At 74.1% G+C, this 25,815-nt stretch carries 30 protein-coding genes and 1 pseudogene; 19 read left to right on the top strand and 12 right to left on the bottom strand.

Translation table 11 applies throughout. The features are described from left to right. Window positions 1–43: 43 nt before the first annotated feature. From J3473_RS09870 to era, 4 genes and pseudogenes are all read left to right on the top strand, one after another. Window positions 44–391, top strand: a pseudogene (locus J3473_RS09870) (PhoH family protein); the annotation flags it as partial. Then, window positions 388–855, top strand: a complete 468-nt coding sequence (ybeY, locus tag J3473_RS09875; protein WP_207022932.1) for an rRNA maturation RNase YbeY — start codon at window positions 388–390, stop codon at window positions 853–855. The pseudogene J3473_RS09870 and the gene ybeY, both read left to right, overlap by 4 nt. A gap of 13 nt (window positions 856–868) precedes the next feature. Further along, window positions 869–2,161 carry a hemolysin family protein gene (locus J3473_RS09880; protein WP_207022933.1) on the top strand — a complete coding sequence of 431 codons (1,293 nt, stop codon included), beginning with the start codon at window positions 869–871 and terminating at the stop codon, window positions 2,159–2,161. Then, window positions 2,158–3,099 (top strand): GTPase Era, encoded by a 942-nt coding sequence (gene era, locus J3473_RS09885; RefSeq protein ID WP_030529298.1) that lies wholly within the window; start codon window positions 2,158–2,160, stop codon window positions 3,097–3,099. The genes J3473_RS09880 and era overlap by 4 nt, the downstream gene beginning before the upstream one ends. A 10-nt stretch (window positions 3,100–3,109) precedes the next feature. On the opposite strand, the gene J3473_RS09890 is transcribed toward era, so the two are convergent. From J3473_RS09890 to J3473_RS09905, 4 genes are all read right to left on the bottom strand, one after another. Continuing rightward, window positions 3,110–3,793, bottom strand: coding sequence for a helix-turn-helix transcriptional regulator (locus J3473_RS09890; RefSeq protein WP_207022934.1), 684 nt, complete (start codon window positions 3,791–3,793; stop codon window positions 3,110–3,112). Then, window positions 3,790–4,467, bottom strand: coding sequence for a helix-turn-helix transcriptional regulator (locus J3473_RS09895; RefSeq protein WP_207022935.1), 678 nt, complete (start codon window positions 4,465–4,467; stop codon window positions 3,790–3,792). Before J3473_RS09895 ends, J3473_RS09890 begins: the two co-directional genes overlap by 4 nt. Beyond that, window positions 4,464–5,135, bottom strand: coding sequence for a helix-turn-helix transcriptional regulator (locus tag J3473_RS09900; protein WP_207022938.1), 672 nt, complete (start codon window positions 5,133–5,135; stop codon window positions 4,464–4,466). The genes J3473_RS09895 and J3473_RS09900 overlap by 4 nt, the downstream gene beginning before the upstream one ends. 65 nt (window positions 5,136–5,200) lie before the next feature. Beyond that, window positions 5,201–5,902, bottom strand: coding sequence for a helix-turn-helix transcriptional regulator (locus J3473_RS09905; RefSeq protein WP_207022940.1), 702 nt, complete (start codon window positions 5,900–5,902; stop codon window positions 5,201–5,203). 271 nt (window positions 5,903–6,173) lie between these two features. On the opposite strand from J3473_RS09905, the gene J3473_RS09910 reads away from it, so the two are divergent. Both J3473_RS09910 and J3473_RS09915 read left to right on the top strand, forming a co-directional pair. Then, the gene (locus tag J3473_RS09910; protein WP_207022942.1) at window positions 6,174–7,208 is read left to right on the top strand and encodes an aspartate-semialdehyde dehydrogenase; all 1,035 of its coding nucleotides are present in this window, start codon (window positions 6,174–6,176) and stop codon (window positions 7,206–7,208) included. A 174-nt stretch (window positions 7,209–7,382) separates the two neighbouring features. Then, window positions 7,383–7,637 (top strand): acyl-CoA-binding protein, encoded by a 255-nt coding sequence (locus J3473_RS09915; protein WP_207022944.1) that lies wholly within the window; start codon window positions 7,383–7,385, stop codon window positions 7,635–7,637. Here the strand turns inward: J3473_RS09915 and J3473_RS09920 are convergent. Further along, complete coding sequence (locus J3473_RS09920; protein ID WP_207022947.1) at window positions 7,627–8,562, bottom strand: GNAT family N-acetyltransferase; 936 nt, start codon at window positions 8,560–8,562, stop codon at window positions 7,627–7,629. The two genes, J3473_RS09915 and J3473_RS09920, sit on opposite strands and share 11 nt — an antisense overlap. A gap of 69 nt (window positions 8,563–8,631) precedes the next feature. Between J3473_RS09920 and J3473_RS09925 the strand changes: the two genes are divergently transcribed. The 7 genes from J3473_RS09925 (at window position 8,632) to J3473_RS09955 (ending at window position 14,509) form a co-directional block, all read left to right on the top strand. Beyond that, entirely contained in the window at window positions 8,632–9,225 is a 594-nt protein-coding gene (locus tag J3473_RS09925) for an ankyrin repeat domain-containing protein (protein ID WP_030529305.1), read from the top strand. Window positions 9,226–9,258: 33 nt separating this feature from the next. Beyond that, a complete protein-coding gene (locus J3473_RS09930) occupies window positions 9,259–10,278 on the top strand; it encodes a 1-aminocyclopropane-1-carboxylate deaminase (RefSeq protein WP_030529306.1) in 1,020 nt (339 codons plus the stop codon). Then, window positions 10,275–10,967, top strand: a complete 693-nt coding sequence (locus tag J3473_RS09935; RefSeq protein ID WP_207022950.1) for a GNAT family N-acetyltransferase — start codon at window positions 10,275–10,277, stop codon at window positions 10,965–10,967. The genes J3473_RS09930 and J3473_RS09935 overlap by 4 nt, the downstream gene beginning before the upstream one ends. 187 nt (window positions 10,968–11,154) lie before the next feature. After that, a complete protein-coding gene (gene leuA, locus J3473_RS09940; RefSeq protein WP_207022953.1) occupies window positions 11,155–12,897 on the top strand; it encodes a 2-isopropylmalate synthase in 1,743 nt (580 codons plus the stop codon). 6 nt (window positions 12,898–12,903) lie between these two features. Beyond that, window positions 12,904–13,782 (top strand): PfkB family carbohydrate kinase, encoded by an 879-nt coding sequence (locus tag J3473_RS09945; RefSeq protein WP_207022955.1) that lies wholly within the window; start codon window positions 12,904–12,906, stop codon window positions 13,780–13,782. A gap of 48 nt (window positions 13,783–13,830) precedes the next feature. Then, complete coding sequence (locus J3473_RS09950; RefSeq protein WP_242525799.1) at window positions 13,831–14,145, top strand: VOC family protein; 315 nt, start codon at window positions 13,831–13,833, stop codon at window positions 14,143–14,145. A 19-nt stretch (window positions 14,146–14,164) separates the two neighbouring features. Further along, on the top strand, window positions 14,165–14,509 hold the full coding sequence (locus J3473_RS09955; protein ID WP_207022961.1) for an iron chaperone: 345 nt from the start codon (window positions 14,165–14,167) through the stop codon (window positions 14,507–14,509). 15 nt (window positions 14,510–14,524) lie between these two features. On the opposite strand, the gene J3473_RS09960 is transcribed toward J3473_RS09955, so the two are convergent. Next, window positions 14,525–15,151 (bottom strand): alpha-ketoglutarate-dependent dioxygenase AlkB, encoded by a 627-nt coding sequence (locus J3473_RS09960; RefSeq protein WP_207022964.1) that lies wholly within the window; start codon window positions 15,149–15,151, stop codon window positions 14,525–14,527. 131 nt (window positions 15,152–15,282) lie between these two features. Here J3473_RS09960 and J3473_RS09965 point away from each other — a divergent pair, with 131 nt between their 5' ends. Beyond that, window positions 15,283–15,963, top strand: a complete 681-nt coding sequence (locus J3473_RS09965) for an SDR family oxidoreductase (protein ID WP_207022967.1) — start codon at window positions 15,283–15,285, stop codon at window positions 15,961–15,963. Window positions 15,964–15,984: 21 nt separating this feature from the next. On the opposite strand, the gene J3473_RS09970 is transcribed toward J3473_RS09965, so the two are convergent. Beyond that, a complete protein-coding gene (locus J3473_RS09970) occupies window positions 15,985–16,680 on the bottom strand; it encodes a hypothetical protein (protein ID WP_207022969.1) in 696 nt (231 codons plus the stop codon). Between the two features lie 51 nt (window positions 16,681–16,731). On the opposite strand from J3473_RS09970, the gene J3473_RS09975 reads away from it, so the two are divergent. The 3 genes from J3473_RS09975 (at window position 16,732) to J3473_RS09985 (ending at window position 19,395) form a co-directional block, all read left to right on the top strand. Further along, window positions 16,732–17,568 (top strand): DNA-3-methyladenine glycosylase, encoded by an 837-nt coding sequence (locus J3473_RS09975; RefSeq protein WP_207022972.1) that lies wholly within the window; start codon window positions 16,732–16,734, stop codon window positions 17,566–17,568. A 298-nt stretch (window positions 17,569–17,866) separates the two neighbouring features. Further along, the gene (recO, locus tag J3473_RS09980) at window positions 17,867–18,592 is read left to right on the top strand and encodes a DNA repair protein RecO (RefSeq protein ID WP_030529316.1); all 726 of its coding nucleotides are present in this window, start codon (window positions 17,867–17,869) and stop codon (window positions 18,590–18,592) included. Continuing rightward, entirely contained in the window at window positions 18,589–19,395 is an 807-nt protein-coding gene (locus tag J3473_RS09985; RefSeq protein WP_030529317.1) for an isoprenyl transferase, read from the top strand. Before recO ends, J3473_RS09985 begins: the two co-directional genes overlap by 4 nt. 16 nt (window positions 19,396–19,411) lie before the next feature. Here the strand turns inward: J3473_RS09985 and J3473_RS09990 are convergent, their stop codons facing one another. Genes J3473_RS09990 through J3473_RS10010 form a run of 5 tightly spaced genes read right to left on the bottom strand, consistent with a single transcriptional unit; the run spans window position 19,412 to window position 22,920 of the window. Beyond that, window positions 19,412–19,822: a Fur family transcriptional regulator gene (locus J3473_RS09990; RefSeq protein WP_030529318.1), complete on the bottom strand. Its 411-nt coding sequence runs from the start codon at window positions 19,820–19,822 to the stop codon at window positions 19,412–19,414. Continuing rightward, entirely contained in the window at window positions 19,819–20,829 is a 1,011-nt protein-coding gene (locus J3473_RS09995; protein ID WP_030529319.1) for a metal ABC transporter permease, read from the bottom strand. Before J3473_RS09995 ends, J3473_RS09990 begins: the two co-directional genes overlap by 4 nt. After that, window positions 20,826–21,629, bottom strand: a complete 804-nt coding sequence (locus J3473_RS10000; RefSeq protein WP_030529320.1) for a metal ABC transporter ATP-binding protein — start codon at window positions 21,627–21,629, stop codon at window positions 20,826–20,828. The genes J3473_RS09995 and J3473_RS10000 overlap by 4 nt, the downstream gene beginning before the upstream one ends. Continuing rightward, on the bottom strand, window positions 21,626–22,576 hold the full coding sequence (locus tag J3473_RS10005; protein ID WP_242525800.1) for a metal ABC transporter substrate-binding protein: 951 nt from the start codon (window positions 22,574–22,576) through the stop codon (window positions 21,626–21,628). Before J3473_RS10005 ends, J3473_RS10000 begins: the two co-directional genes overlap by 4 nt. Window positions 22,577–22,635: 59 nt before the next feature. Next, window positions 22,636–22,920 carry a DUF6703 family protein gene (locus tag J3473_RS10010; RefSeq protein ID WP_030529322.1) on the bottom strand — a complete coding sequence of 95 codons (285 nt, stop codon included), beginning with the start codon at window positions 22,918–22,920 and terminating at the stop codon, window positions 22,636–22,638. A gap of 71 nt (window positions 22,921–22,991) precedes the next feature. Here J3473_RS10010 and J3473_RS10015 point away from each other — a divergent pair, with 71 nt between their 5' ends. After that, a complete protein-coding gene (locus J3473_RS10015) occupies window positions 22,992–24,386 on the top strand; it encodes a glycine--tRNA ligase (RefSeq protein WP_207022975.1) in 1,395 nt (464 codons plus the stop codon). 35 nt (window positions 24,387–24,421) lie between these two features. Further along, the gene (locus tag J3473_RS10020) at window positions 24,422–25,684 is read left to right on the top strand and encodes a hemolysin family protein (RefSeq protein ID WP_242525801.1); all 1,263 of its coding nucleotides are present in this window, start codon (window positions 24,422–24,424) and stop codon (window positions 25,682–25,684) included. The last annotated feature ends 131 nt before the right edge of the window (window positions 25,685–25,815 follow it).

Here is a 25,815-nt window from a genome sequence, read left to right on the forward strand (position 1 = left end):
CGACTCGCTCTACGTGACCGACGACTACCTGGTCACTCACAACACGCTCAACGACGCGTTCATCATCCTCGACGAGGCGCAGAACACCTCCGGCGAGCAGATGAAGATGTTCCTCACCCGCCTCGGCTTCGGCTCGAAGATGGTCGTCACCGGCGACGTCACGCAGGTCGACCTGCCGGGTGGCACGACGAGCGGCCTGCGGATCGTGCGCGACATCCTCGGCGACATCGAGGACGTCCACTTCTCCGAGCTGACGGCCGCCGACGTCGTGCGCCACCGGCTCGTCGGGCACATCGTCGACGCCTACGACCGCTGGGACGCCGGCCAGCAGAAGGGTCCGCGCCGGGCGCCGGCCCGCCGCCCCTCCCCGCAGGACGGCCCGGGCGCATGAGCATCGACGTCCTCAACGAGACCGAGGTCGCGCTCGACGAGCTCGAGCTCGTCGCCTGCGCGCGCTACGTCCTCGCCGAGATGCGCGTGCACCCGCAGGCCGACCTCTGCCTGCGCCTCGTCGACGAGGCCGCGATGGAGACCCTCCACGTGCAGTGGATGGACCTGCCCGGCCCGACCGACGTCATGAGCTTCCCGATGGACGAGCTGCGCCCCGGCCGCGACGGCGTGCCGCCGCAGGAGGGCGTCCTCGGCGACATCGTGCTCTGCCCGACCGTCGCCGCGAAGCAGGCCCGCGAGGCCGGCCACGCCACCGAGGAGGAGCTGCTCCTGCTCACGACGCACGGCATCCTCCACCTGCTCGGCTTCGACCACGCCGAGCCCGAGGAGGAGAAGGAGATGTTCGAGCTGCAGCGCCAGCTCCTGCTCACCTTCCTCGCCAGCCGCGGCCGACCGAGCACCTGAGCCGGAGGACCCCATGACCCGGCTCGTCGTCGCAGCCGTCCTCGCGACCGTCGTCGCGTTCCTCATCTCGATGGCCGAGTCGGCCTTCCAGCGGATGTCGCGGGTGCGCGCCGAGGAGCTGGTCGACGAGGGCCGCCCGGGCGCCGCCGCGCTCGTCCGGGTCGTCGGCGACACCGCCGCGTACCTCTCGGTGCTGTCGTTCCTGCGGGTCATCGCCGAGTCGACCGCCGCCGTGATGGTCACCCTCGCCGCGGTCGCGCTCGTCGAGGGCACGTGGCAGCCGTTCCTCGTGGCGATCGGCGTCATGGCGCTCATCAGCTTCGCCATCGTCGGTGTCTCGCCGGGCACCCTCGGCCGCCAGCACAGCGTCCGGGTCGCCCTGCTCGCGGCGCCGGTGGCCATCTGGCTGCGCCGGGTGCTCGGCCCGTTCTCCCGGCTGCTCATCGCGCTGACCAACGCCGTGACGCCGGGCAAGGGCTTCCGCGACGGGCCGTTCGAGAGCGAGTCCGAGCTGCGCGACCTCGTCGACGTCGCCCGCGAGAACCGGCTCATCGACTCCGACGAGCGCGAGATGCTCCACTCCGTCTTCGAGCTCGGCGACACCCTGACCCGCGAGGTGATGGTCCCGCGCACCGACATGGTCGCGGTCGACGACGACCGGGTCTGCCGCCAGGCGATGAAGCTCTTCCTCCGCTCGGGGTTCTCGCGCATCCCCGTCGTCGGCGAGAGCGTCGACGACGTCGTCGGCATCCTCTACCTCAAGGACGTCGTGCGGCGGATGAACGCCGACCCGGCGGCCGTCACCCTGCCGGTCACCGAGCTGATGCGCCCGGCCCGCTTCGTCCCCGAGAGCAAGCCCGTCGACGCACTCATGCGCGAGCTCCAGCTCGAGCAGACCCACCTCGCCGTCGTCGTCGACGAGTACGGCGGCACCGCCGGCATCGTGACGATCGAGGACATCCTCGAGGAGATCGTCGGCGAGATCACCGACGAGTACGACCGCGAGGCCTTCGAGGTCGAGGAGCTGCCCGACGGCCGCACCCGCGTCGCCGCGACGATGCACGTCGACGACCTCGCCGAGCTCTTCGACGTCGACCTCGACGAGGACGAGGTCGACACCGTGGGCGGCCTCATCGGCAAGACGACCGGGCTCGTGCCCATCCTCGGGTCGTCCTGCGAGGTGGCGGGGCTGCGGCTCACGGCCGAGCGCATGTCCGGGCGGCGCCACCGCGTCGCCACCGTCCTCGTCGAGCGGGTCGCCCCCGAGCAGCCCGCCGACGCCGAGCTCGAGGAGAGCGTCGGATGACCGACAGCACCCCCATCGCCCCGCGCGAGGGCTACGTCGCCGGGTTCGCCTGCTTCGTCGGCCGTCCCAACGCGGGCAAGTCGACCCTGACCAACGCGCTCGTCGGGCAGAAGGTCGCCATCACCTCGAGCAAGCCGCAGACGACGCGGCACACCATCCGCGGCATCGTCACGACGGACGCGAGCCAGCTCGTGCTCGTCGACACGCCGGGCCTGCACCGGCCGCGCACGCTCCTCGGGGAGCGGCTCAACGACCTCGTCCGCGAGACGCTGCTCGAGGTCGACGTCATCGGCTTCTGCCTGCCCTCGGACCAGCGCGTCGGCCCGGGCGACCAGTTCATCGCCAACGAGCTCGCCGAGCTGCGCCGCGGCCGCCGCGTGCCGGTCGTCGCCATCGCGACCAAGTCCGACTCCGTCGACCGCCAGCGGCTCGCCGAGCACCTCATCGCCGTCGACCGGCTGGGGGACTGGGATGCCATCGTGCCGTGCTCGGCGACCCGCGGCGACCAGGTCGACGACGTGGCGGAGGTGCTGTCCGGCTACCTGCCGCCCTCGCCCGGGCCGCTCTACCCCGACGGCCAGCTGACCGACGAGCCGGAGGCCGTCATGGTCGCCGAGCTCGTCCGTGAGGCGGCCCTCGAGGGGGTGCGCGACGAGCTGCCGCACAGCCTCGCGGTCGTCGTCGAGGAGATGGTCCAGCGCGAGGACCGGCCGGCGGACGACCCGCTCCTCGACGTGCGCGTCCACGTGTTCGTCGAGCGCGACAGCCAGAAGGCGATCGTCATCGGCCGCGGCGGCTCGCGGCTGCGCGAGGTCGGCACGAACGCCCGGCAGGGCATCGAGGCGCTGCTCGGGCAGCGGGTGCACCTCGACCTCCACGTCAAGGTGGCCAAGGACTGGCAGCGCGACCCCAAGCAGATGCAGCGCCTCGGGTTCTGACCGCTCCCGGTCAGCGGGTGCCGGCGGCGACGAGCATCGCGACGGCGTGCGAGCGGTTGCGGGCGCCCAGCCAGGCGACGACCTCGCGGACCTCGTGCGACACGGTGCGCGCACCGACGCCGAGCGCGTCGGCGATCTCCCGGTCCGAGTGGCCGTCGAGCAGGAGGAGCGCCACCCGAAAACGTCTGTCCGGCAACGGGGTACGCAGCCCGAGCTCTTGCCACGGCACGGCGGCCTCCCACGTCTCCTCGAAGGCGGCACACCCGAGGGCCACGAGGTCGGGGTCGTCCGAGCCGTAGGCGGACCCCGACACGGCCACGCCGTCGGGACCGGGGACCACGAGGTACCGCTCGTCGAGGACGATCATCTTGAGGTGGACCGGCCCGATCCGGCAGCCCGGGTCGAAGGACGTGAGCAGGGGCGACTCGTGCGCGTGACGGGTGGAGAAGACGACCCTCTCGTGGAGGCCCCTCGACCGGGTCCGGTGGTTGAGGTGGTCCATGGCCCGGGCGATGGACGGGACGTGACGGTCGGCGACCCGCCAGAACGAGCGTTCGGTCGCGGCCTCGAGCTCGCCGAACGCGCGGGCCAGCTCGCGGCCCTCCCCGAGCGGGCGCAGGACCGGGTCCCCGGAGGACAGCAGGGCACGGACCCGCTCGGCCAGTCGTCGGGTGTCGGCGAACGCCCTCGTCATGCGGCCCCCGCCAGCATCGCGATGGCGTGTGCCCGGTTGCGCGCACCCAGCCAGGCGACGACCTCGCGGACCTCCTGCGACACGGTGCGCGCGCCGACCCGCAGCTCCTCGGCGACCTCGCGGTCCGAGTAGCCCTCGAGGAGCAGTAGAGCGACTTGAAAACGCCTCTGCGGCAAAGGTGGACGCAGCCCGACCTCCTGCCAGGGGGCGGAGCGGGACCACATCTCCTCGAACGCCTCGATGCCGATCCGGACCAGGTCCGGGTCGTCGGTGCCGCACGCGGTGGCCGACACCCCGACCCCGTCGGGGCCCGGGACGACGAGGTAGTCCTCGTCCACGACGAGGACCTTGAGGGGGACCGGACCGATCCGGGCCTGCGGCTCGAAGGACGTGAGGAGGGGCGAGGAGCGGGCGTGGGGCGTCGAGTAGATCGAGCGCTCCTCGATCCCCCGGGCGCGCGAGCGGTCGTTGAGCTCGTGCATGCCCCGGGCGGTCATCCGGATGTGGCGCTGCGCGGCCAGCCACACCGAGCGCCTGGTTCGCGCCTCGAGCTCCTCGAACGCCCGGACGAGCGCCCAGCCCTCGCCGAGCGGCCGGAGGACGGGGTCGTTCGCCCGCAGCAGGGTCTCGACCTGCGTGGCGAGTCGCCGGGTCGCGCTCCCTCCGACGCTCACGCCGCCCCCACGAGCATCGCGATGCCGTGGCCCCGGTTGCGGGCACCGAGCCAGTCCAGCACCGCCCGCACCTCGACGGCGACGGTGCGCGCGCTGACCCCGAGGGTCTCGGCGATCTCGCGGTCCGACAGCCCGTCGGCCATCCCGAGCGCGACGTTGAACCGGCGGGGCGGCAGGGGCTCGCGCAGCCCGGCGTCCTGCCACGTCCGCGCACCCTCCCACCACTCGAGGAACGCAGCGGACGCCAGCGCCGCCACCTCGGGGTCGTCGGACGCCCAGGCGAAGACCGTGTCGTCCTGCGCCGCGACGCCGAGCACCACGTCGCGCTCGTCCGCGACGAGCAGGGGCAGGTCGACCGGTGCCAGGCGCATCGCGGGCTCGAACGACGTCACCAGCGGGCAGGCCCTCGCCCTGGCCACCGGGTAGATGGTGCGCTCCTCGACCTGCCGGCTGCGCGAGCGGGCGTCCAGGTGAGCGGCCAGGCGCACGACGGGGAGCCGGATCTCCCGTTGCATGTTCCACACGCTGCGCGCCGTCCGGGCCTCGACCGCCTCCAGCTCGACGAGGACGTCACGCAGATGGGGGAGAGGTCGCAGTACCGGCGAGCGCTCCGCGGCCAGCCGGCCCACGTGGACGACGAGGCGGTCCATCGCGGACGGGTGGGGCACGGCGGTGTCTCCTGGGGCTGGTGGGGCCGCCCAGCCTAGAGGGGGTGGCGCGGACCCGCAGCAGGTCAGGGGCCGGCGTCGCCGATGAGGGCGATGGCGTGCGACCGGTTGCGCGCGCCGAGGCGACGGATGACCTCGGCGACCTCGGCCGAGACCGTCCGCTCCGAGACCCCGATGGCCCGCGCGATCTCCCGATCGCTGGCACCGTCGGTCAGGTGGAAGGCGATCTCGACCATGCGACGGGTGAACGGTGCCGTGTCGCCCGGGTGGGGGTCGACGGCGGCCCGCCACACGGCGTCGAAGGCGCGCACGGCGCCGCCGACGACCTGGGGCGCCGTGCTCGTCCACACCGAGCCGGCGAGCTCGTGGCCGGGCGGCGCGCCGACGTACACGCGCCGGGCGTCGACGACGAGCAGCGGCGCGTGCACCGGGTGGTGCCGGAAGTACGGGTGGTGGTGGCTGGCGAGCACCGGCAGGCGGGCCGAGGTGACGCGGTCGGTGACGTACCGGCCGTCGATGCCGGTCCGCCGTGAGGCGTCGGCGAGCGGGCGCGCCATCCGGACCTCCGACCACGTGGGGCGGAACGTCATGTGCCAGATGCTGCGGCGGACCGACCCCGCGAGGGCGGCGATGCCGGACTCGAAGGCCGGCGCCAGGTCACCGAGCGGCTCCATCCGGGGGTCGCCCCGGACGGCGAGCGCCTGCACCCACCGGAAGAACTCGCCCACGTCGTACGCGTGCCCCCCGGCACCGTCCTGGGTCCCCACGGATCCTGCTCCCTCCCACGGTTGCGAGATCTCGCAATCACGCTTCCCCCCTCGGGGCTCTTCGGGTCACAGTAGTGCCGCGACGGCCACCGCCGACGGAGGTCGTCGCGCCACGCGGTCCTCCGGGGCGGAGAGCAGGCGTGGCCGGGTGCACCGTTCCAGGGGTGGGGGTGCCCCGGCCACGCCACCGGCTCGGGCTCCTCGCCCGGGCGGTGACCGGATGCCGGGCCGTCGACGGCCGGCGGATGCCGCCCTCCCTAGACTGGCCGGCATGCGAGTCGGAGTCTTCGGTGCGACCGGTCAGGTCGGCAAGGTCATGCGTACCCTCCTGCACGAGCGGAACTTCCCGGTCGAGGAGATCCGCTACTTCGCGTCGGCGCGGTCCGCCGGCTCGACGCTGCCGTGGGACGGCCGCGACGTGACCGTCGAGGACACGGCCACGGCCGACTTCTCGGGCCTGGACCTCGCGCTCTTCTCCGCGGGGGGCGCGACCTCGCGTGAGTGGGCGCCCCGCGTGGCCGCCTCCGGGGCCGTCGTCGTCGACAACTCCAGCGCCTGGCGCAAGGACCCCGAGGTCCCGCTCGTCGTCTCCGAGGTCAACCCCGACGACCTCGACGACATCCCGAAGGGCATCGTCGCCAACCCGAACTGCACGACGATGGCCGCGATGCCGGTCCTCAAGCCGCTGCACGACCTCGCCGGGCTCGTCCGGCTCCACGTCTCCAGCTACCAGGCGGTGTCCGGCTCCGGCGGCGTCGGCCTCACCGAGCTCGACGGTCAGCTGCGTGGCGGGTACGCCGCCGGCGACCCCAAGGACCTCGCGCTCGACGGCTCCGCGCTCACCCTGCCCGACCCGCAGGTCTACGCCGTGCCGGTCGGCTTCAACGTCGTCCCGCTCGCGGGCTCGCTCGTCGACGACGGCAGCCTCGAGACCGACGAGGAGCAGAAGCTGCGCAACGAGTCGCGCAAGATCCTCCACATCCCCGGCCTGCGCGTCTCGGGCACCTGCGTGCGCGTCCCGGTCTTCAGCGGGCACAGCCTCGCGATCCACGCCGAGTTCGAGCGCGACATCAGCCCCGAGCAGGCGCTCGAGGTGCTCGGCCGCTCCGCCGGTGTCGTCGTCACCGACGTGCCCAACCCGCTCCAGGCGACCGGGCGCGACGAGGTGTTCGTCGGCCGCGTCCGCGCCGACCAGGCGGCGCCCGAGGGCAAGGGGCTGGCCCTGTTCGTCGTCGGCGACAACCTGCGCAAGGGTGCGGCCCTCAACGCGGTCCAGGTCGCCGAGGAGCTCGTCAAGCGCCGCTGAGCGCTGCCCCCCTCCGCGCCTCAACTTTTCGGGGTCACCCCGAAATGTCCACGAGACCCCGGCTCCGAGCCGGGGTCTCGTGGACGAACCGGGGTCTCGGGGCACGACAGCGGGCGTCGACGGCCGCCGGACGAGCGCTGGCCGTCGGGCGGACCGACGCCTAGAGTCGCCGGCATGGCCACCGAGGACGAGTTCCGCGCCGCCGTCGAGGCGGTGTCCGGGCTGACGAAGGACCCGGGCAACGACACCAAGCTGCGCCTCTACGCGCTCTACAAGCAGGCCACCGAGGGCGACGTCGGCGGCAAGCGCCCGGGGATGATGGACTTCGTCGGCCGCGCCAAGTACGACGCCTGGGCCGCGGCCCGCGGGACGGACGCCGAGGCCGCCCGCACCGAGTACGTCGAGGTCGTGCGGGGCCTCAGCGGCTGACGCCGTCGTGGCCGCGGACGAGGTGGACCCACGTCGCGGCGACCCGCATCCCGACGCGCCGGTAGAGGTCGAGGGCCCCGGTGCGGCTGTCGGTCGACAGCTCGCTGCGCACCGCGCCGTGGGCGGCGGCGTGGCCGAAGCCGTCGGCGAGGAGCGCCTGCGCCAGACCCCGCCCGCGGTGCTCGCGCGCGACGGCGACCTGGTCGACGAACCCGCACCCCCGCTCGTCGACGACGGTGAAGCAGGCGCCGACGACCTCGTCGCCGAGCGCCGCGACCCGCAGGTTCCACGGCTCGAAGCCGGGCCGCCGGACGGTACCGGCCGCCCACTCGTCGTAGGTCTCGCCGGTGCGGTCCGACCACTCCCCGAACGCGGTCTCGATGACCTCGTGCGCCGCGTGCCGGTCGGCGTCGCTCGTCGCGGTGCGCAGCTCGTAGCCCGGCGGCAGCGGACGCTCGGGCACGCGCGCCCCGGCCGGCAGCTCGAGCACCCACGAGGTCCAGCCGTCGCGGTAGCCGCGCGCCTCCAGCAGCCGGTGCCCGGCGGACCCGCGCGGCACCGTCTGCCCCACCGACGCCGCTCCGGTGGCGCGTGAGCGCGCCTCGGCCCACGCGGCGAGCCACGTCCCGACCCCGTGCCCGCGCGCGTGCGGGTGGACGGCGCCCTCGGCCCGGCTCCCGCGCCGGGCCACCTCCACCGCGCCCACGAGCCGCCCGTCGCGCAGGACGCCGCGGGTGTCCGTGGCCAGGTCCATGCTCGGGCGTGACCAGTCGGCCTCGATGTCGGCCCGCTCGAGGGCGACGACCCCGCTGTCCTCGAGCTGGGCGCTCGAGTACACGAAGTACGCGGCGTCGAGGTCGTCGGCGGTCAGCGCACGCTCGGTGCAGCCGGCCGGGAGGGTGGGCAGGTCGGGGGAGTGCGTCACCGGGACAGGATGTCCGACGGGCCGCGCGCCCCGCACCCGCGTTTCCGGCGGTGTCGCACACTGGGGTCCGTGACCACCGCCGACACCGACCTCCTCGCCGCCGCGTCGACGGGGGACGCCGACGCCGTCCGGGCCGCCCTCGACGCCGGGGCCGACACCGAGGCCCGCGACGAGCACGACCGCACGCCGCTCCTCCTCGCGGCCGCCGCCGACCACGTCGAGGCCGCCCGGGTCCTCGTCGCCGCCGGCGCCGACCCGGACGCCCTCGACGACCGTCACGACACCCCGTGGCTCGTCACCGGCGTGACCGGGAGCGTGGCGATGCTCGAGGTGCTGCTGCCCGCCGACCCCGACCTCACCGAGGTCAACCGATACGGGGGCGTCTCGGTCATCCCGGCCAGCGAGCGCGGGCACGTCGACTACGTGCGCCGGGTGGTGACCACCGGCATCGACGTCGACCACGTCAACCGGCTGGGCTGGACCGCGCTCCTCGAGGCGGTCATCCTCGGGGACGGGGGAGCGCGCCACCAGGAGATCGTCCGCATCCTCCTCGAGGCCGGCGCCGACCCGTCCGTCGCCGACGCCGAGGGCGTGACCGCGCTCGAGCACGCCGAGCGCCTGGGCCGCACCGAGATCGCGCGCCTGCTCCGCGAACGGGGCTGACGCGCGGGCCTCCCGCGGTGGTAGACCTGCGGGATGCGCCTGCACGAGATCCCGCGGTACCCGCTGACCTTCGGCCCGAGCCCGGTGCACCACCTGCGCCGGCTGAGCGAGCACCTCGGCGGGGCGCAGGTGTGGGCCAAGCGCGAGGACGTGAGCAGCGGGCTGGCCTACGGCGGCAACAAGGTCCGCAAGCTCGAGTACATCGTCCCGGACGTGCTGGCCAGCGGCGCCGACACCCTGGTCTCCATCGGCGGGTACCAGAGCAACCACACCCGCCAGGTCGCCGCCGTCGCCGCGCACCTCGGGCTGAAGTGCCGTCTCGTGCAGGAGAAGTGGGTTCCCTGGGACGACCCGGTCAATGACCGGGTCGGCAACATCCTCCTCTCGCGGATGATGGGCGCCGACGCGCGGCTGGACCCGGCGGGCTTCGACATCGGCATCCGCGACTCGTGGAAGGACGCACTGCGCGAGGTCGAGGAGGCCGGCGGCACGCCCTACCCGATCCCCGCGGGGGCGAGCGAGCACCCGCTCGGCGGCGTCGGGTTCGCGAACTGGGCCTTCGAGGTCGCCGAGCAGGAGAAGGCGCTCGGCGTCATCTTCGACACGGTCGTCGTCTGCACGGTCACGTGCTCGACGCACGCCGGGATGGTCGCCGGCTTCGCGGCCCTGGAAGACCTGACGGGCGTTCGCCGTCGGATCATCGGCATCGATGCCAGCGCCACGCTCGAGAAGACGCGGGCGCAGCTGGAGCGCATCGCCCGCCACACCGCCGAGGTCATCGAGCTCGGCCGCGACCTGCGCGACGACGAGCTCACCCTGCTGCCGGACTGGGCCGGCGACCTCTACGGCATCCCCGTCGACTCGACGATGGAGGCGATGCGCCTCGGCGCCCAGTACGAGGCGATGATCACCGACCCCGTGTACGAGGGGAAGTCGCTGGCCGGGCTCGTCGACCTCGTCCGGTCCGGCGACATCCCGAAGGACTCGACCGTGCTCTACGCCCACCTCGGCGGCCAGCAGGCGCTCAACGCGTACCACTCCCTCTGGCCGTGACCGGCGGGCACCCGCTCGACGACGTCGCCTGGTCCGCGCTCACCGGCCCGCAGGCCGGTCTGGCACGTGCGGCCGCGGGGGGCCGCGCCCTCGGCTACCGCGACGGCATCGCCCCGTTCTGCGGCGTCGGCGTGCTCGACGCCGAGGGGTGGGACGCCCTCGCCGAGCTCGTCGGACCCGGGGGCACGGCGGTGTTCCTGCGCGGCGAGGTGCCGCCCACGCCGGCCGGCTGGACCGAGCTCGTGCGCGAGCCGGCGACGCAGCTGGTCGCGGAGAGGCCCGTCGGTCGCCGTGGGGAGGACGGGGTGGTCGAGCTCGGTGACGCCGACTCGCCCGAGATGGTCCGGCTCGCGGCCGAGACCGAGCCCGGCCCCTTCGGCCCGACGAGCCACCTCGCCGGTCGCTGGTTCGGGGTGCGCCGCGAGGGGCGGCTCGTCGCGATGGCCGGCGAGCGCATCCGGCCGCCCGGGTGGGGCGAGGTCTCGGGGGTCTGCGTGGCCGCCGAGGCACGAGGCGCGGGACTCGGGGCGCTCGTGACCCGCGCCGCCGCCGGTGCCATCGAGGAGCGCGGTGACCGGGCGATGCTCCACACCCGGCTCGGCAACGACGGCGCCGACCGGCTCTACCAGCGCCTGGGCTTCACCGTCCGGCGGCAGGTCGCCGTCGTCGTGCTCCGGCGCGACGGGTGAGCCCGACGGCCCGAGTCGTGGACACATCGCTCGCCACCCCGCGACCCCTGTGGCATGCTCGACGTGTGCGTTCCTCGCGCCTCCTCCTTCGCTGCCGCGGCGGGGCCTGACATCGGCCGCCCCTCGTCGCGGAGCTCCTGCTGCACCCGGCCGGCCCCCGCAGACGAGACGAAGGCGTAGCGCAGAGATGATCCACCCCCAGCAGACCTCCGGGATGCCGACGGCGAAGTACGTGCCGTTCCAGGACCAGATCGAGGTCCACCTCCCCGACCGCACCTGGCCCGACCGCACGATGACGAAGGCGCCGCGCTGGTGCGCCGTCGACCTGCGCGACGGCAACCAGGCGCTCATCGACCCGATGGACTCCGAGCGCAAGATGCGGATGTTCAAGCTCCTCGTGCGGATGGGCTACAAGGAGATCGAGGTCGGCTTCCCGAGCGCCAGCCAGACCGACTTCGACTTCTGCCGCGAGCTCATCGAGGGCGGGCACATCCCCGACGACGTGACGATCCAGGTCCTCACGCAGAGCCGCGACCACCTCGTCGAGCGGACCTTCGACGCGATCCGCGGCAGCAAGCAGGCGATCGTCCACTTCTACAACTCGACCTCGGTCCTCCAGCGCCGCGTCGTCTTCGGGATGAGCGAGGACGGCATCGTCGACATCGCGCTCCAGGCCGCGCGCCTGTGTCGCAAGCTCGAGGAGACGGTGCCCGAGACCGACGTCTACTACGAGTACTCGCCGGAGTCGTACACCGGCACCGAGCTCGAGTTCGCCGTGCGCATCTGCAACGAGGTCATCGACGTCATCGACCCGACGCCGGACCACAAGATGATCATCAACCTGCCCGCGACGGTCGAGATGGCGACGCCCAACGTCTACGCCGACAGCATCGAGTGGATGATCCGCCACCTCGACCGGCGCGAGTCCGTCGTCGTCAGCCTGCACCCGCACAACGACCGCGGGGAGGGCGTGGCCGCCGCCGAGCTCGGCTACCTCGCCGGCGCCGACCGCATCGAGGGCTGCCTCTTCGGCAACGGCGAGCGCACCGGCAACGTCTGCCTCGTCACCCTCGGGATGAACCTCTTCAGCCAGGGCATCGACCCCGAGATCGACTTCTCCGACATGGCCGAGGTCCGGCGCACCGTCGAGTACTGCACCCAGCTGCCCGTCCACGAGCGGCACCCGTGGGGCGGCGACCTCGTCTACACGGCCTTCTCCGGCTCCCACCAGGACGCCATCAAGAAGGGCCTCGAGGACATGGAGCGCCGGGCGAAGGACAAGGGCACGAGCATCGACGACCTCGACTGGGGCGTGCCGTACCTGCCGATCGACCCGCACGACATCGGGCGCTCCTACGAGGCCGTCGTCCGCGTGAACAGCCAGTCCGGCAAGGGCGGGGTCTCGTACCTGCTCAAGGCCGAGCACGGGCTGGACCTGCCGCGCCGCCTCCAGGTCGAGTTCAGCCACGTCGTCCAGCGCCGCACCGACACCGAGGGCGGCGAGCTCTCGGGCGCCGAGATCTGGGCGATGTTCGCCGACGAGTACCTGCACGCCGAGTCGCCCGACCACCGGTGGGGCCGGTTCAGCCCGGTCCGCTCGACGATCGCCGGCTCCGACGACGGCACCGACGTCATCGACGCCGTCATCCGGGTCGACGGGGTCGACACCCCGGTCCACGGCCGCGGCAACGGACCCATCGACGCCTTCACCGCGGCGCTCGCGACCCTCGACGTCGACGTCCGCGTCCTCGACTACCACGAGCACGCGCTGTCGGCCGGTGGCGACGCCCGCGCGGCCGCCTACGTCGAGTGCGCCGTCGGCGACCGCGTCCTCTGGGGCGTCGGGCTCCACGAGTCGATCGTCAAGGCGTCGCTGCGGGCCATCCTCTCCGCGGTCAACCGCGCCGAGCGCGCTCCCACCGAGGGCTGAGCGCCGGTGTCCGGCACGGTCCTCGCGTGCGGGCTGGCGACGGTCGACGTCGTCCAGGTCGTCGAGGCCGTGCCGGGCCCGGACGAGAAGGTCGTGGCGCTCGCGGCCGACGTGACCGCGGGCGGCCCGGCGTGCAACGCGGCCCTGACCGCCGCCGCGCTCGGTGTGCCGACCCGGTTCGTCGGAGCGGTGGGCAGCGGGCCGCTGTCGGCGGTGGTGCTGCGCGAGCTCGCCTCCGGGGGTGTCGCGGTGACCGACCTCGCGCCCCCGGCCTTCGAGCCGCCCCTGTCGACCGTGCTGGTGACGCAGGCGACCGGGGAGCGGGCCGTGGTGTCGCGCAACGCCGTCGGGGTGACGGATCTCGGGGCGCCGTCGGACTCGGCGCTCGACGCCCTGCTCGACGGGGTGGCGGCGGTGCTCGTCGACGGGCACCACCTGCCGGTCGCCGTGGCGGTCGCGCGGGCGGCCCGGCGGCGGGGTGTGCCGGTGCTCCTGGACGGCGGCTCGTGGAAGCCGGGGCTCGAGGAGCTGCTGGCCGAGACCGACCTCGCCGTGCTGTCGTCCGCGTTCACGGTGCCGGGCGACCCGGGGTCGGCCGGGGCGCTCCAGGCCGTCCTGACGGCGGGGCCGTCGTGGGCGGCGGTGTCCGACGGCGCCGGGCCGGTGCGCTGGCGCTGGGCGGGCGGTCTGCACGGCGAGGTGCCCGTGCCGGTCGTCGACGTCGTCGACACCCTCGGGGCCGGTGACGTCCTGCACGGAGCGCTCCTCGCCGAGCTCGGCCGCGGGGGAGCGGACGACCTGCCCGCAGCCCTGGCCCGCGCGGTGGAGGTCGCCTCGCGCTCGGTGGCCCACCCGGGCGCCCTCGGCTGGGCGCGGCAGCGATGAGTTCCTGCCCCGGGACGGGTCTGCCCTGACATGGAAACGACCCTCGTGATGCCCAACCTCCGCGTCTCCGACCTCGATGCCGCCGAGCGCTGGTACACGGCGCTGCTCGGGCGCGGGCCCGACGAGCGCCCGATGGACGGCCTGCTCGAGTGGCGCCTCGGCCCCGGTGCGGGCCTGCAGGTCTGGCGCGAGCCCGACGCGGCGGGTCGCTCCGGCTGCACCGTCACCGTCTTCGACCTCGACGCCGTCGCCGCGCGGTTGACCGCGGCCGGCGTCGCCCACGAGGGTGTCGAGCAGGCGAGCAGCGTGCGCATCCTGCGGCTCGCCGACCCCGACGGCAACCGCGTCGTCCTCACCGACTGACCGCCCCCGAGGAGCCCCCATGGCCGACACCGTCGACGAGTACCTGGCCGGCTTCGAGGGCGAGGTGCGCGAGCGGCTCGACGCGATGCGCCGGGTCGTCCGCGAGGTGGCGCCGGGCGCGGTCGAGTCGATGGCCTACGGCATGCCCGCGTACAAGCTGGACAAGAAGCCGCTGGTCTACTTCGCCGGGTTCGAGCGGCACGTCGGCTTCTACGCGACCCCGAACGGGCACGAGGCCTTCGCGGAGGAGTTCGCCGCCTACCGGCAGGGGAAGGGCTCGGTGCAGCTGCCTCTGGACCGGCCGTTGCCGCTCGAGCTCGTCCGGAGGGTCGTCGAGTTCCGCGTCGCGAGCATCCGCGGCTGAACGGCTCCTCGCGCGTCAGCGCACGCCCCGCACCCGGAACTGGATGCTGATGCGCGGACCGACGGGGCGCGCGGTCTTCGGGACGGCGTGGTCCCAGGTGCGCTGGCAGGAGCCGCCCATCACGAGGAGGTCGCCGTGCCCGGCGGCGAACCGGCGGGAGGCGCCGCCCTCGCGCGGGCGGAGCAGGAGGTCGCGCGGGGCGCCGACGGACAGGATCGCCACCATCGTGTCCTGGTTGCGGCTGCGCCCGATGCGGTCGCCGTGCCACGCGACCGAGTCGTGCCCGTCACGGTAGAGGCACAGGCCGGCGGTGACGAACGGCTCCCCGAGCTCGGCGGCGTAGTGCGCCGAGAGGGCGTCGCGGGCCTCCTCGAGCGCGAGGTGGGGGAGCGGGTCGCCCTCCCCGTAGAAGGACAGCAGGCGCGGGGTGTCGACGACCGAGTCGTACATCTGCCGCCGCTCGGCGAACCACGGGACGTCACGGCGCAGCGCCTCGTAGAGCTCGTCGGCGCCACCGACCCATCCGGTGCGCTCGTCGACCCACGCGCCGTGGTCGAGCACCGTGCGCCGCACCGAGTCGCCGAGCGGCCGGACCTCGATGCCGTCGGCGAGGTCGAGGAGCGAGCCCTGGAGCACTGCCATGTCGTGAGCGTAGCCCGGAATCGAACACGTGTCCACGATCTCGCCCCACGGTCTCGCCCCACGTTCGACGCGCGCCGGAGGCGCCGGGTCCGTGCCCGCGGGCGCGCGGCGCCCGCTGCGAGAGTGGCGCCATGAGCGAGGAGAACGCACAGGTCGTGGCCGTCGTCGGTGCCTCGGGGGTGCTCGGCGGGCTGGTCGCGCGGGGGCTGCAGGAGCGGGGAGCCACCGTCGTCGCGGTCGGACGGGACGCGGGTCGGCTGGACGAGGCCGTCCCGGGGGCGACCCAGGTGGTGGGCGAGATCGGGGACGCCGCGCTGGGGGACCGGCTCGTCGCGCACTGCCGCCAGGAGCACGGACGGCTCGACGGGGTCGTCAACGCGGCGGGCGTCGTCGCCTTCGGGACGCTCGTCGACACCGACGACGCCGTCATCGAGGAGCTCTTCCTCACCGACGTCATCGGCCCGCTCTTCCTCGCGCGCCGGGTGCTGCCCGCCCTGGCCGAGACCAAGGGCTACCTCGCGAACATCAGCGCCGTCGTCGCCGAGGCACCGCTGCCCGGGATGGTCGCCTACGCCGCGGCCAAGGCGGCCCTGACCGCCGCCGACCGCGCGCTGGCCCGCGAGGCCCGCCGCAGCGGCGTGCAGGTCATCGACCTGAGGCCCCCGCACACCGAGACCGGGCTCGCGACGCGCCCGCTCGCCGGGACGGCGCCGTCGCTCCCGCAGGGGCTCGAGCCCCAGCGGGTCGCGCAGGTCGTGTTCGACGCGATCTGGCAGCGCACGGCCGAGGTGGCATCCGGCGACTTCGCCTGAGCCCGGTCGTGGTGGGCGGGCCTACTCCTCCTCGTCGGCGCGCTCGCGGGCCTCTTCGTCCTCGTCGTCGTCCCACGTGATCGCCAGCGATGAGCCGTACGCGGCGCCCGACATCGGCGCATAGGCGAACCAGCCGACCCCGTCCGCGCCGGGCGGCGGAGGCGGGTCCCAGAGGACGTGCTCGCGCGTGCCGGCCTCGCGCAGCGGTGCCAGGGGGAGGGAGGCCGCGCTCTCGGGCACGCCGAGGTGGTCCCAGCGCACGACGAGCTCGAGCGCGTCGCCGTCGGGGAACGGATGCAGCCACCACGAGCGGCTCGAGCGCAGCGCGTCGCCCTGGCCGCCGGTCTGCGCGAGGGTCGAGGGGCCGGCGTCCTCGTCCGGAGGCCCGTGCGGGGGGCGGTGGCCGAGGCGCGTCCCGTCGGCGAGCCGGACGCCGAAGCGCGGCTCCTGCTGCTCCCAGCCGTGCGCGACGTCGTCGACCGGCCGGGTGGCGCCGGGTCGGACCCACGCCTCGACCTCGATCTCGAGACCCCGCGAGAAGGCACGCGCCCGGGTCGCCCGGACGACGACGTCGGGGCCGGTGAAGATCTCGACGTCGAGGGGGACGGTCACCCCCACGACGTGCCGCGGGGGCATCCACGGGATGTCGTACTCGGGCTGGTCGTGCTCGTGCTCCTCCGGCTCCGGCCACGGGTCGAAGAACGGCTGCTCCGTCATCCCGGCAGCGTAGGGCGCAGCGGTGTCGCCGGGGTGGGGTTGGATGGTCGCGTGCCCGTCCCGCCCCTGACCGAGGAGGTCGTGTCCGCGCCGGTCGACGTGCCGGCGCTGCGGGCCTGGCTCGTCGCGCACGCCGTCGACGGCGTCGAGACGACCACGGTGGAGCCCGGCGGGAGCATCCACCGGCGGTCGGTCGGGGACGGGTGGCTCGAGGTCGTGCTGCCGGGGTCCGGTGCGCCGGTGCTGCGCTCGGGGGGACCGGGGGCGGCGGGCGCCCTAATGGCGGGGCGGCGGTGGCTCGGGCTCGACCTCGACCCGGCGCCGGGGGTGGCGGCGCTCGCCGACGACCCCGTCCTCGGGGCGCTGGTCCGGGCCCGGCCGCACGTGCGTGTCCCCGGTGCGCCGGACCCGTTCGCCGCCGCGGTCAACGTCGTCCTCGGGCAGCACGTGTCGCTCGCGGCCGGCCGGGTGTTCGCGACCCGGCTGGCGGCGCTGCTGGCCGTCGAGCCGATGGCGCTCGCGGCCGCCGACCCCGACGAGCTGCAACGAGCGGTGGGTGTCACCGGCGCCCGCGCCCGCACGCTCCTGGCCCTCGGCGCCGCGGTGGCCGGGGGGCTGTCGCTCGAGGCCGAGCCGGACCCGGCGCTGCGGACCGCGCGGCGGGCCGAGCTCCTCGCGCTGCCGGGGGTCGGCCCGTGGACCGCTGACCTCGTGATGATGCGCTGCCTGCGCGACCCCGACGTCTTCCTGCCCGGAGACCTCGTCCTGCGCAAGGCGCTCGGCGGCGTGCCGGCGCGCGAGGCGGCCCGGCTGGCCGAGGCCTGGGCGCCACACCGCAGCCTCGCCGTCGTGCACCTGTGGACCCATCACGCCCTCGACCCCCGCTGACACCGGCGGACGCCGGGGCGCGGATGGTGGCGTCCCTCGTGGCGCCAGAGCGGGGGCGATGACCCCACGTCGTGCGCCACGGTCGCGTGCAGGTCGTCGACGGGCCGTGACGACCCCGCACGTGCGGGCTTGGCGTGCGCTGGGTGGGCGCCGGGCCGCGACAACCCCGCACGTGCGGGCCTGGCGTGCGCCGGGAGAGGGAGGGACAGCGACAACCCCGCACGTGCGGGGATGTCCGGGGCGGGGTCGTCGGCGGGGCGGCGCCGGGGATGTCGGTGCGGGGGCGGATGATGGTGCGGTGCCCCTCTACCGCGACGAGGCGATCGTCCTGCGCACCCACAAGCTGGGTGAGGCCGACCGCATCGTCACCGTCCTGTCCCGGCGCCTCGGCAAGCTCCGGGTCGTCGGCAAGGGCGTGCGCCGCACCCGCTCCCGGTTCGGGGCGCGGCTCGAGCCGGGGATGCACATCGACCTCCAGTGCTACGAGGGCCGCACCCTCGACACCGTCACCCAGGTCGAGACGATGGACCCGTGGGGCGAGGCGATCGCCCGCGACTACCCCGCGTGGACGGCGGCCACGGCGGTGCTCGAGACCTGCGACCGGCTGACCGAGGAGCGCGAGCCCGCCCTCCAGCAGTACCTCCTGCTCGCCGGCGCGCTGCGCAGCCTGGCCCACCGCGAGCACGACCCCGGCCTCGTCCTCGACGCCTACCTCCTGCGGGCGATGGCCATCGGCGGCTACGCCCCGAGCTTCCACGACTGCGCCAAGTGCGGCGCGCCCGGCCCGCACCGCGCCTTCCACGTCGCGGCCGGCGGCGCGGTCTGCCCGGTCTGCCGCGCGCCCGGCTCGACCGCCCCGCACCCCGACACGCTGCGCCTGCTCGCCGCGCTCCTCGCCGGGGACTGGGCGCTCGCCGACGACGCCGACCAGCGGCAGCGCCGCGAGGGCAGCGGTCTCACCGCGGCCTTCCTCCAGTGGCACCTCGAACGCGGTATCCGCAGCCTCCGTATGGTGGAGCGGTGAGCGGCCCCACCCCCTACGAGCGCCCCTTCCCGCACCCCAGCGGCGCGCAGGCCCCGGTCATCGAGGCGTCGCGGATGCCGCGCCACGTCGCCGTGGTCATGGACGGCAACGGCCGCTGGGCCAACCAGCGCGGGCTCGCCCGCACCAAGGGCCACGAGGCCGGCGAGGCCGCGCTCCTCGACGTCGTCGCGGGCGCCATCGAGGTCGGCGTCACGCACCTGTCGGCGTACGCCTTCAGCACCGAGAACTGGAAGCGCAGCCCGGACGAGGTCCGCTTCCTCATGGGCTTCAACCGCGACGTCATCCGGCGCCGCCGCGACCAGCTGCACGCGTGGGGCGTGCGGATGCGCTGGGTCGGCCGGCGGCCGCGCCTGTGGGGCTCGGTCATCAAGGAGCTCGAGACGGCCCAGGAGATGACGCGGCACAACACCGGCCTGACGCTGTACTTCTGCGTCAACTACGGCGGCCGCGCCGAGATCGGGGACGCCGTGCAGCGCCTCGCGCAGGACGTCGCCGCGGGCCGGCTCAAGCCGCGCAGCGTCGACGAGCGCACCGTGGCGCGCTACCTGCCGGAGCCGGACATGCCGGACGTCGACCTCTTCGTCCGCAGCTCCGGTGAGCAGCGCACGAGCAACTTCCTCCTGTGGCAGAGCGCCTACGCCGAGATGGTCTTCCAGGACCGGCTCTGGCCCGACTACGACCGCCGCGACCTCTGGGCCGCGGTCGAGTCCTACGTCGACCGCGAGCGGCGGTACGGCGGCGCCGTCGACGCCCCCGGCGTGCCGGAGGCCCCGGCCGGCTGACCCCGGCCGACGGGCGTCAGCGGCGTGCGGCGCACTCCGCGCAGAGGCCGTCGATCTCGACGGTGTGGCGCACCTGCGTGAAGCCGTGCTCGGCGGCCACGGCCTCGGCCCACCGCTCGACGGCGTCGCCGGTGACCTCGACCGCGAGGCCGCAGGAGCGGCACACGACGTGGTGGTGGTGGTCGTCGGTCGCGCACGAGCGGTAGACCGCCTCGCCGTCCGCGGTGCGGATGACGTCGACCTCGCCGTCGGCGGCCATCGCCTGGAGGTTGCGGTAGACCGTGGCCAGCCCGACGCGGGTGCCGTCGCCGGCCATCGACGAGTGGATCTCCTGGGCGGAGCGGAACTCGACGGTGCCGGTGAGCGCCTGCGCGATGGCCGCGCGCTGGCGGGTGGGCCGGCGGGCGGCCTGCGTCTGCTCGGTCATCGGGTCCCTGCCTCCTGCGGCCGGTCGTGCTCGGGTGCGTGGTGGTGGCCGTGCTCGTCGTAGTGCCCCTCGTGGGCGGCGTGGCGGTGGCCGTCGTGGAGGTAGTCGACGTGGTCGTCGTGCTCGACGGCGTCGTGGCCGCACCGGGGGCCGTGCTCGTGGTCGTGCCGCTCGGCGCGGCGGTGCGCGGCCCGCCGGGCGCGGCCGACGAGCCCGGTCACGACGGTGACCGTGAGGAAGAGGCCGATGGCGATGAGGACGATCGTGCCGCCGGACGGCGTGCCCGCCTCGTACGACACCGCCACCCCGCCGACGCTCGAGACGACGCCGACGAGCACCGCCCAGCGGACGCTCGCCCCGAAGCTGCGGGCCAGCAGCTGCGCCGTGGCGTTGGGGACGATCATCAGCGCGCTGATGAGCAGCAGCCCGACGATCCGCATCGACACGACGACCGTCACCGCCGTGAGCACGGCGAGCACGAGGTTGTAGGCGAGGACCGGCAGGCCCGCCGAGCGCGCGTACTCCTCGTCGTTGGCGACCGCGAAGAACCGCTGTCGCAGCACGGTCGTCACGACGAGCACGACGACGGTGAGCGCGGCGAGCAGGGCGAGGTCACCGCCGCTCGTCGTGAGGATCGCCCCGAAGAGGTAGGCGGTGAGGTTCGAGGGGTTGCTCGCCGACGAGCGCGCGATGAGCACGACGCCGAGCGCGATGCCGCCGTAGAACATCACGGCGAGCGCGACGTCTCCGCTCGTGCGGCCGCTGGCGCGGATCAGCTCGATGGCGACCCCGGCGAGCACCGCCGCGACGAGGGCGGTGAGCACGGGCTGCGACCCGGTGAGGATGCCGACCGCGACGCCGGCGAGGGCGACGTGACCCATCCCGTCGCCGATGAGCGACATCCGCCGCTGGACGAGGAAGGTGCCGACCAGCGGCGCGGCGATCCCGGCGAGGAGCGCGGCGACGAACGCCTGGCGCATGAAGTCCAGGGCGAGCATCTCGCTCACGGGTGCACCTCCCGGGGCGCGTCGAAGGGGCCACCGACCGGCGCGGGGCGGGTCGGGTGGTGGTGGTCGTCGTGGTGGTGACCGGCGCCGGGGGCGTGCGCCGCGAGGTGGGCTGCGTACTGCGGCGGCGTACCGTCGAAGTCGAGGTGGCCGTCGTCCATGCAGACGATGCGGGAGACGACGTCGCGCAGGGCGTCGAGCTCGTGGGTGACGATGAGCATCGACGTGCCGTCGGCGGCCAGGTCACGGAGGGTCGCGGCGAGGGCGTCCTGGCTCGCGCGGTCGACGCCGGCGGTCGGCTCGTCCATCACGAGCAGGTCGGGGTGCCCGGCGAGGGCGCGGGCGATGAGCACCCGGCGCTGCTGCCCGCCGGAGAGTGAGGCGACCTCCTCGTCCGCGCGGTCGGCGAGGCCGACGGCGGCGATCGAGGCGGCGACGACGTCGCGGTCGGTGCGCCCGGCGGGCTTCCACCACGGGCGGTGCGGCAGGCGCCCGACGGCGACGATCTCGGCGACGGTGGCGCGCACCGTGGCCGACAGCGAGTGGCGCTGCGGCACGTAGCCGATGCGCGTGTGGTCGTGCAGCTCCGCGCGCGGCACCCCGAGCAGGCGGACCTCGCCGCCCTGCTGCTCGGTCAGGCCGAGGAGGCCGCGGACGAGCGTCGACTTGCCGGAGCCGTTGGGGCCGAGCAGGGCCACGACCTCGCCGGCACGGACCGTGAGGTCGACGCCGGAGACGACCGTGCGGTCGGCGTACCCGAAGGCCGCCGACCGCAGGTCGATGAGGGGGGCGTCGCTCACCGGCACTGCTGGCCCTTCTCGAGCGTCGCGAGGTTGCTGCGCATCACCTCAAGGTAGTCCGTGCCCGCCGAGGAGTCGGTGATCCCCTCGATGGGGTCGAGGACCTGCACGGTGGCCCCGGTCTCGCGGGCGAGGGTCTCGGCGAGGGCGGGGGAGACGAGCGTCTCGCTGTAGACCGTCTTCACGCCGTGCTCCTCGATGTGGGCCGCGAGGTCGCGCAGCGTGGCGGCGTCGGGCTCGGCGTCGGGGGAGATGCCCGCGATGCCCTCCTGCGAGAGGCCGTAGCGCTGGGCGAGGTAGGCGAAGGCGGCGTGCCCGGTGACGAGCTCCTTGCTCTCGCACTGCGCGAGGCCGGTGCGGAACTCGGCGTCGAGGGCCTTGAGCTCGCCGACGACCGTCGAGGCGTTCGCCCGGTAGGTGGCGGCGTGCTCGGGGTCGGCCGTCGCGAAGCGCTCGCCGACGGCGGTGGCGACCTTCTCGAAGCGCACCGGGTCGAGCCAGAAGTGCGGGTCCTGGCTTCCCTCGTGGGCGTGGTCGGCGTGCTCCTCGGCGCTCTCGCCGGCGTGGTCGTGGCCCTCCTCGGTGGCGGTGAGGCTGAGGTCGGCGTCGGCCGAGACGTCGAAGGCGGCGTCCTTCGCCTGGCTCGCGACGGCGTCGTCGACGGCCGGCTGGAAGCCCTTGAGGTAGAGGACGACGTCGGACTGCGCGAGCTCGCCCACGTCCTTCGGGGTCAGCTCGAGGTCGTGCGGCTCGGCGCCCGGCTTGGTCAGCGCGCGGACGTCGACGAGGTCGCCGCCGACCTGCTGCGAGACCCACTGGAGCGGGTAGAACGCGGCCGACACCTCGAGGGCCTTGTCGCCGGAGCCACCGGAGCCGGGGTCGCTGCTCCCGCAGCCCGCGAGGACGAGGAGGGGGGCGGCGGCGAGGGTGGCGAGAGCGCGCTTCATGACAACGATTCTCATTCGGGATGAGAACCGTTGTCAAATCGTGTGGGGCGACCGTCCCGTCAGGTGCGGGGGAAGGCCTGGGTCAGGAGGATCGCGACCATGAGGACGACTACGGCGAGTCGCATGAGGCGCTCGGCCGTCGACAGGCGCGGCCACGCGAGCGCGAGGATCCATCCGAGGAGCAGGACGACGACGCCGATGAGCAGCCAGCCGGGCGAGGGCAGGAGGATGCCGGCGACGACGAGCACGAGCACGAGGAGGAAGGGGAGCGCCCGGGGGAGGGCGTCCAGCCGGCGCAGCGCGGGCAGGCTGGCCCGCTCGAAGGACTCGCGGAGGGTCGACACGGTGGACCAGCCTACGGGCCCGCGGCAAACCGGTTCGGAGCGCCCCGCCGCCCCTGTATAGCCTTGGCGCCATGGCTGCCCCCACCTCCGTCGTCGACACCGTCGTCTCCCTCTGCAAGCGCCGGGGCTTCGTCTTCCCGTGCGGCGAGATCTACGGCGGGACGCGGTCGGCCTGGGACTACGGGCCGCTGGGCGTCGAGCTCAAGGAGAACATCAAGCGGCAGTGGTGGAAGAGCACCGTGACCAGCCGCGACGACGTCGTCGGCCTCGACTCCTCGGTCATCCTCCCGCGCCAGACGTGGGAGGCCTCCGGCCACGTCGCGACGTTCTCCGACCCGCTCGTCGAGTGCCTCTCGTGCCACAAGCGCTTCCGGGCCGACCACCTCCAGGAGGCCGTCGCCGAGAAGAAGGGCATCGAGAACCCCGACGACGTGCAGCTCGCCGACGTCGCCTGCACGAACTGCGGCACCCGCGGCCAGTGGACGGAGCCGCGCCAGTTCTCCGGCCTGCTCAAGACCTACCTCGGTGTCGTCGAGGACGAGTCGGGCCTGCACTACCTGCGCCCCGAGACCGCGCAGGGCATCTTCCTCAACTTCCTCAACGTCATGCAGTCCTCGCGCCGCAAGCCGCCGTTCGGCATCGCCCAGACCGGCAAGAGCTTCCGCAACGAGATCACGCCGGGCAACTTCATCTTCCGCACCCGCGAGTTCGAGCAGATGGAGATGGAGTTCTTCGTCAAGCCCGGCGAGGACGAGGAGTGGCACCAGTACTGGATCGACGAGCGCACCCGCTGGTACGTCGACCTCGGCATCGACCCGGACAACCTGCGCCACTACGAGCACGCGCAGGAGAAGCTGAGCCACTACTCCAAGCGCACCGTCGACATCGAGTACCGCTTCCGCTTCGCCGGCAGCGAGTGGGGCGAGCTGGAGGGCATCGCCAACCGCACCGACTTCGACCTCACGACCCACAGCAAGCACTCGGGCACCGACCTCGTCTACTTCGACCAGGCGAGCGGCGAGCGCTACACGCCGTACGTCATCGAGCCGGCGGCCGGCCTCTCGCGCTCGCTCATGACCTTCCTCGTCGACGCGTACACCGAGGACGAGGCGCCGAACACCAAGGGCGGGGTCGACAAGCGGGTCGTGCTCAAGCTCGACAAGCGCCTCGCGCCGGTCAAGGCCGCCGTGCTGCCGCTCTCGCGCAACGCCGACCTCTCGCCGAAGGCCCGCGACCTCGCCGCGACGCTGCGCCGGAACTGGAACATCGACTTCGACGACGCCGGCGCGATCGGCCGCCGCTACCGCCGCCAGGACGAGATCGGCACCCCGTTCTGCATCACGGTCGACTTCGACACCCTCGAGGACCACGCCGTGACCATCCGCGAGCGCGACACGATGACGCAGGAGCGGGTGGCCCTGGACCAGGTCGAGGGCTGGCTCGCGCAGCGCCTCGTCGGCTGCTGACGCGGGTCGAGAGGGGCTGACCGACCGTGCCGGCCGTGCTGGGCGACATCGCCCTCGTCGTGGTGTTCGTCCTCGTCGGCGGCGTGTTCGCCGGCACCGAGCTGGCGCTCGTGTCGCTGCGCGAGAGCCAGCTCGTCCAGCTCGAGCGGCAGGGTGGCCGGGGCGCGAAGGTCGCCAGCGTCGCCCGCAACCCCAACCGCTTCCTCGCGGCCGTCCAGATCGGCGTCACGTTCGCCGGGTTCCTCTCGGCGGCGTTCGGCGCCTCGACGATCTCGCCGTACCTCACGCCCGTGCTCGAGGGCTGGGGCCTGCCCGAGGGCGCGGCCGCGACGGTCTCGCTCGTCGGGCTGACCGTGGCCATCGCCTACGTCTCGCTCGTGCTCGGCGAGCTCGTGCCCAAGCGGATCGCCCTCCAGCGCTCGACCGCGGTCGCGCTGCTCGTCGCGCCGGCGGTCGACCGGTTCGCGGCGCTGATGCGGCCCGTCATCCGGCTGCTGTCGGTCTCGACGGACGGCGTCGTGCGCCTGCTCGGGCTGGACCCCAAGGCCTCCGGGGAGGAGATCTCGGAGGAGGAGCTCCAGCACCTCGTCACGTCGACCGACGCGATCCCGGCCGACCGGCGCGCGGTGCTCGCCGAGGTCTTCAGCGCGTCCCAGCACACGATGACCGAGGTGATGACGCCGCGTCACGAGGTCGCCTTCCTCGACGCCGACCTCGGGCTCGCGGAGGCCGTCGCCGAGGTCGCGGGCCGGCCGCACTCGCGCTACCCCGTCATCGGCAGCGACTTCGACGACGTGCTCGGCTTCGTCCACGTCCGTGACCTGCACGAGGCGTCCGGCGGCGACGCGCGGACGGTGCGCGACGTGACGCGGCCGATCGTCGCGCTGCCCGGCACCAACCGGCTGCTGCCCTCGCTCACCACGCTGCGGCACGAGCGGGCGCACATCGCCGTCGTCGTCGACGAGTACGGCGGCACCGACGGCATCGTCACGCTCGAGGACCTCGTCGAGGAGCTCGTCGGCGAGATCTGGGACGAGCGCGACGTCGTGCCGCGCGAGGCCGTCGACCCCGACGGCGAGGTGCTCGACGCCCGCTCGACGCTCGAGGAGTTCGCCGAGCGCACGGGGGTCGAGCTGCCCGACACCGGCGCCTACGAGACGGTCGGCGGCTTCGTCCTCGCGCAGCTCGGACGGGTCGCGGTCGCGGGGGACCGGGTCCCGGTGCAGGACAGGGTCATCGAGGTGCTCGACGTCGACGGCCACCGCATCGGCCGGGTCCGCCTGCTGCGCCCCACCTGACCGTCCGCGCCCCCTCCTCCCGCGAACGTGTGTGAAACCGCCGGTGGAGCCCGGTGTGGTGTGCCAGGACATGCCTGACAGGTGATGTGACAGGACATCGCTGACACTCGAGCGCTGGTGGCTGGATGATC

Origin of the sequence: Phycicoccus sp. DTK01, assembly GCF_017312765.1 — a bacterium.
Classification (GTDB): Bacteria; Actinomycetota; Actinomycetes; order Actinomycetales; family Dermatophilaceae; genus Phycicoccus; species Phycicoccus jejuensis.

Coding starts and splice junctions, on each gene's coding strand:
- J3473_RS10005 (WP_242525800.1), bottom strand. CDS start 22,576: ATGAAGCGCGCTCTCGCCACCCTCGCCGCCGCCCCCCTCCTCGTCCTC.
- J3473_RS09915 (WP_207022944.1), top strand. CDS start 7,383: ATGGCCACCGAGGACGAGTTCCGCGCCGCCGTCGAGGCGGTGTCCGGG.
- J3473_RS09960 (WP_207022964.1), bottom strand. CDS start 15,151: ATGGCAGTGCTCCAGGGCTCGCTCCTCGACCTCGCCGACGGCATCGAG.
- J3473_RS09970 (WP_207022969.1), bottom strand. CDS start 16,680: ATGACGGAGCAGCCGTTCTTCGACCCGTGGCCGGAGCCGGAGGAGCAC.
- leuA (WP_207022953.1), top strand. CDS start 11,155: ATGATCCACCCCCAGCAGACCTCCGGGATGCCGACGGCGAAGTACGTG.
- J3473_RS09950 (WP_242525799.1), top strand. CDS start 13,831: ATGCCCAACCTCCGCGTCTCCGACCTCGATGCCGCCGAGCGCTGGTAC.
- J3473_RS09910 (WP_207022942.1), top strand. CDS start 6,174: ATGCGAGTCGGAGTCTTCGGTGCGACCGGTCAGGTCGGCAAGGTCATG.
- J3473_RS09930 (WP_030529306.1), top strand. CDS start 9,259: ATGCGCCTGCACGAGATCCCGCGGTACCCGCTGACCTTCGGCCCGAGC.
- J3473_RS09890 (WP_207022934.1), bottom strand. CDS start 3,793: ATGACGAGGGCGTTCGCCGACACCCGACGACTGGCCGAGCGGGTCCGT.
- J3473_RS09880 (WP_207022933.1), top strand. CDS start 869: ATGACCCGGCTCGTCGTCGCAGCCGTCCTCGCGACCGTCGTCGCGTTC.
- J3473_RS09955 (WP_207022961.1), top strand. CDS start 14,165: ATGGCCGACACCGTCGACGAGTACCTGGCCGGCTTCGAGGGCGAGGTG.
- J3473_RS09990 (WP_030529318.1), bottom strand. CDS start 19,822: ATGACCGAGCAGACGCAGGCCGCCCGCCGGCCCACCCGCCAGCGCGCG.
- era (WP_030529298.1), top strand. CDS start 2,158: ATGACCGACAGCACCCCCATCGCCCCGCGCGAGGGCTACGTCGCCGGG.
- ybeY (WP_207022932.1), top strand. CDS start 388: ATGAGCATCGACGTCCTCAACGAGACCGAGGTCGCGCTCGACGAGCTC.
- J3473_RS09965 (WP_207022967.1), top strand. CDS start 15,283: ATGAGCGAGGAGAACGCACAGGTCGTGGCCGTCGTCGGTGCCTCGGGG.
- J3473_RS10015 (WP_207022975.1), top strand. CDS start 22,992: ATGGCTGCCCCCACCTCCGTCGTCGACACCGTCGTCTCCCTCTGCAAG.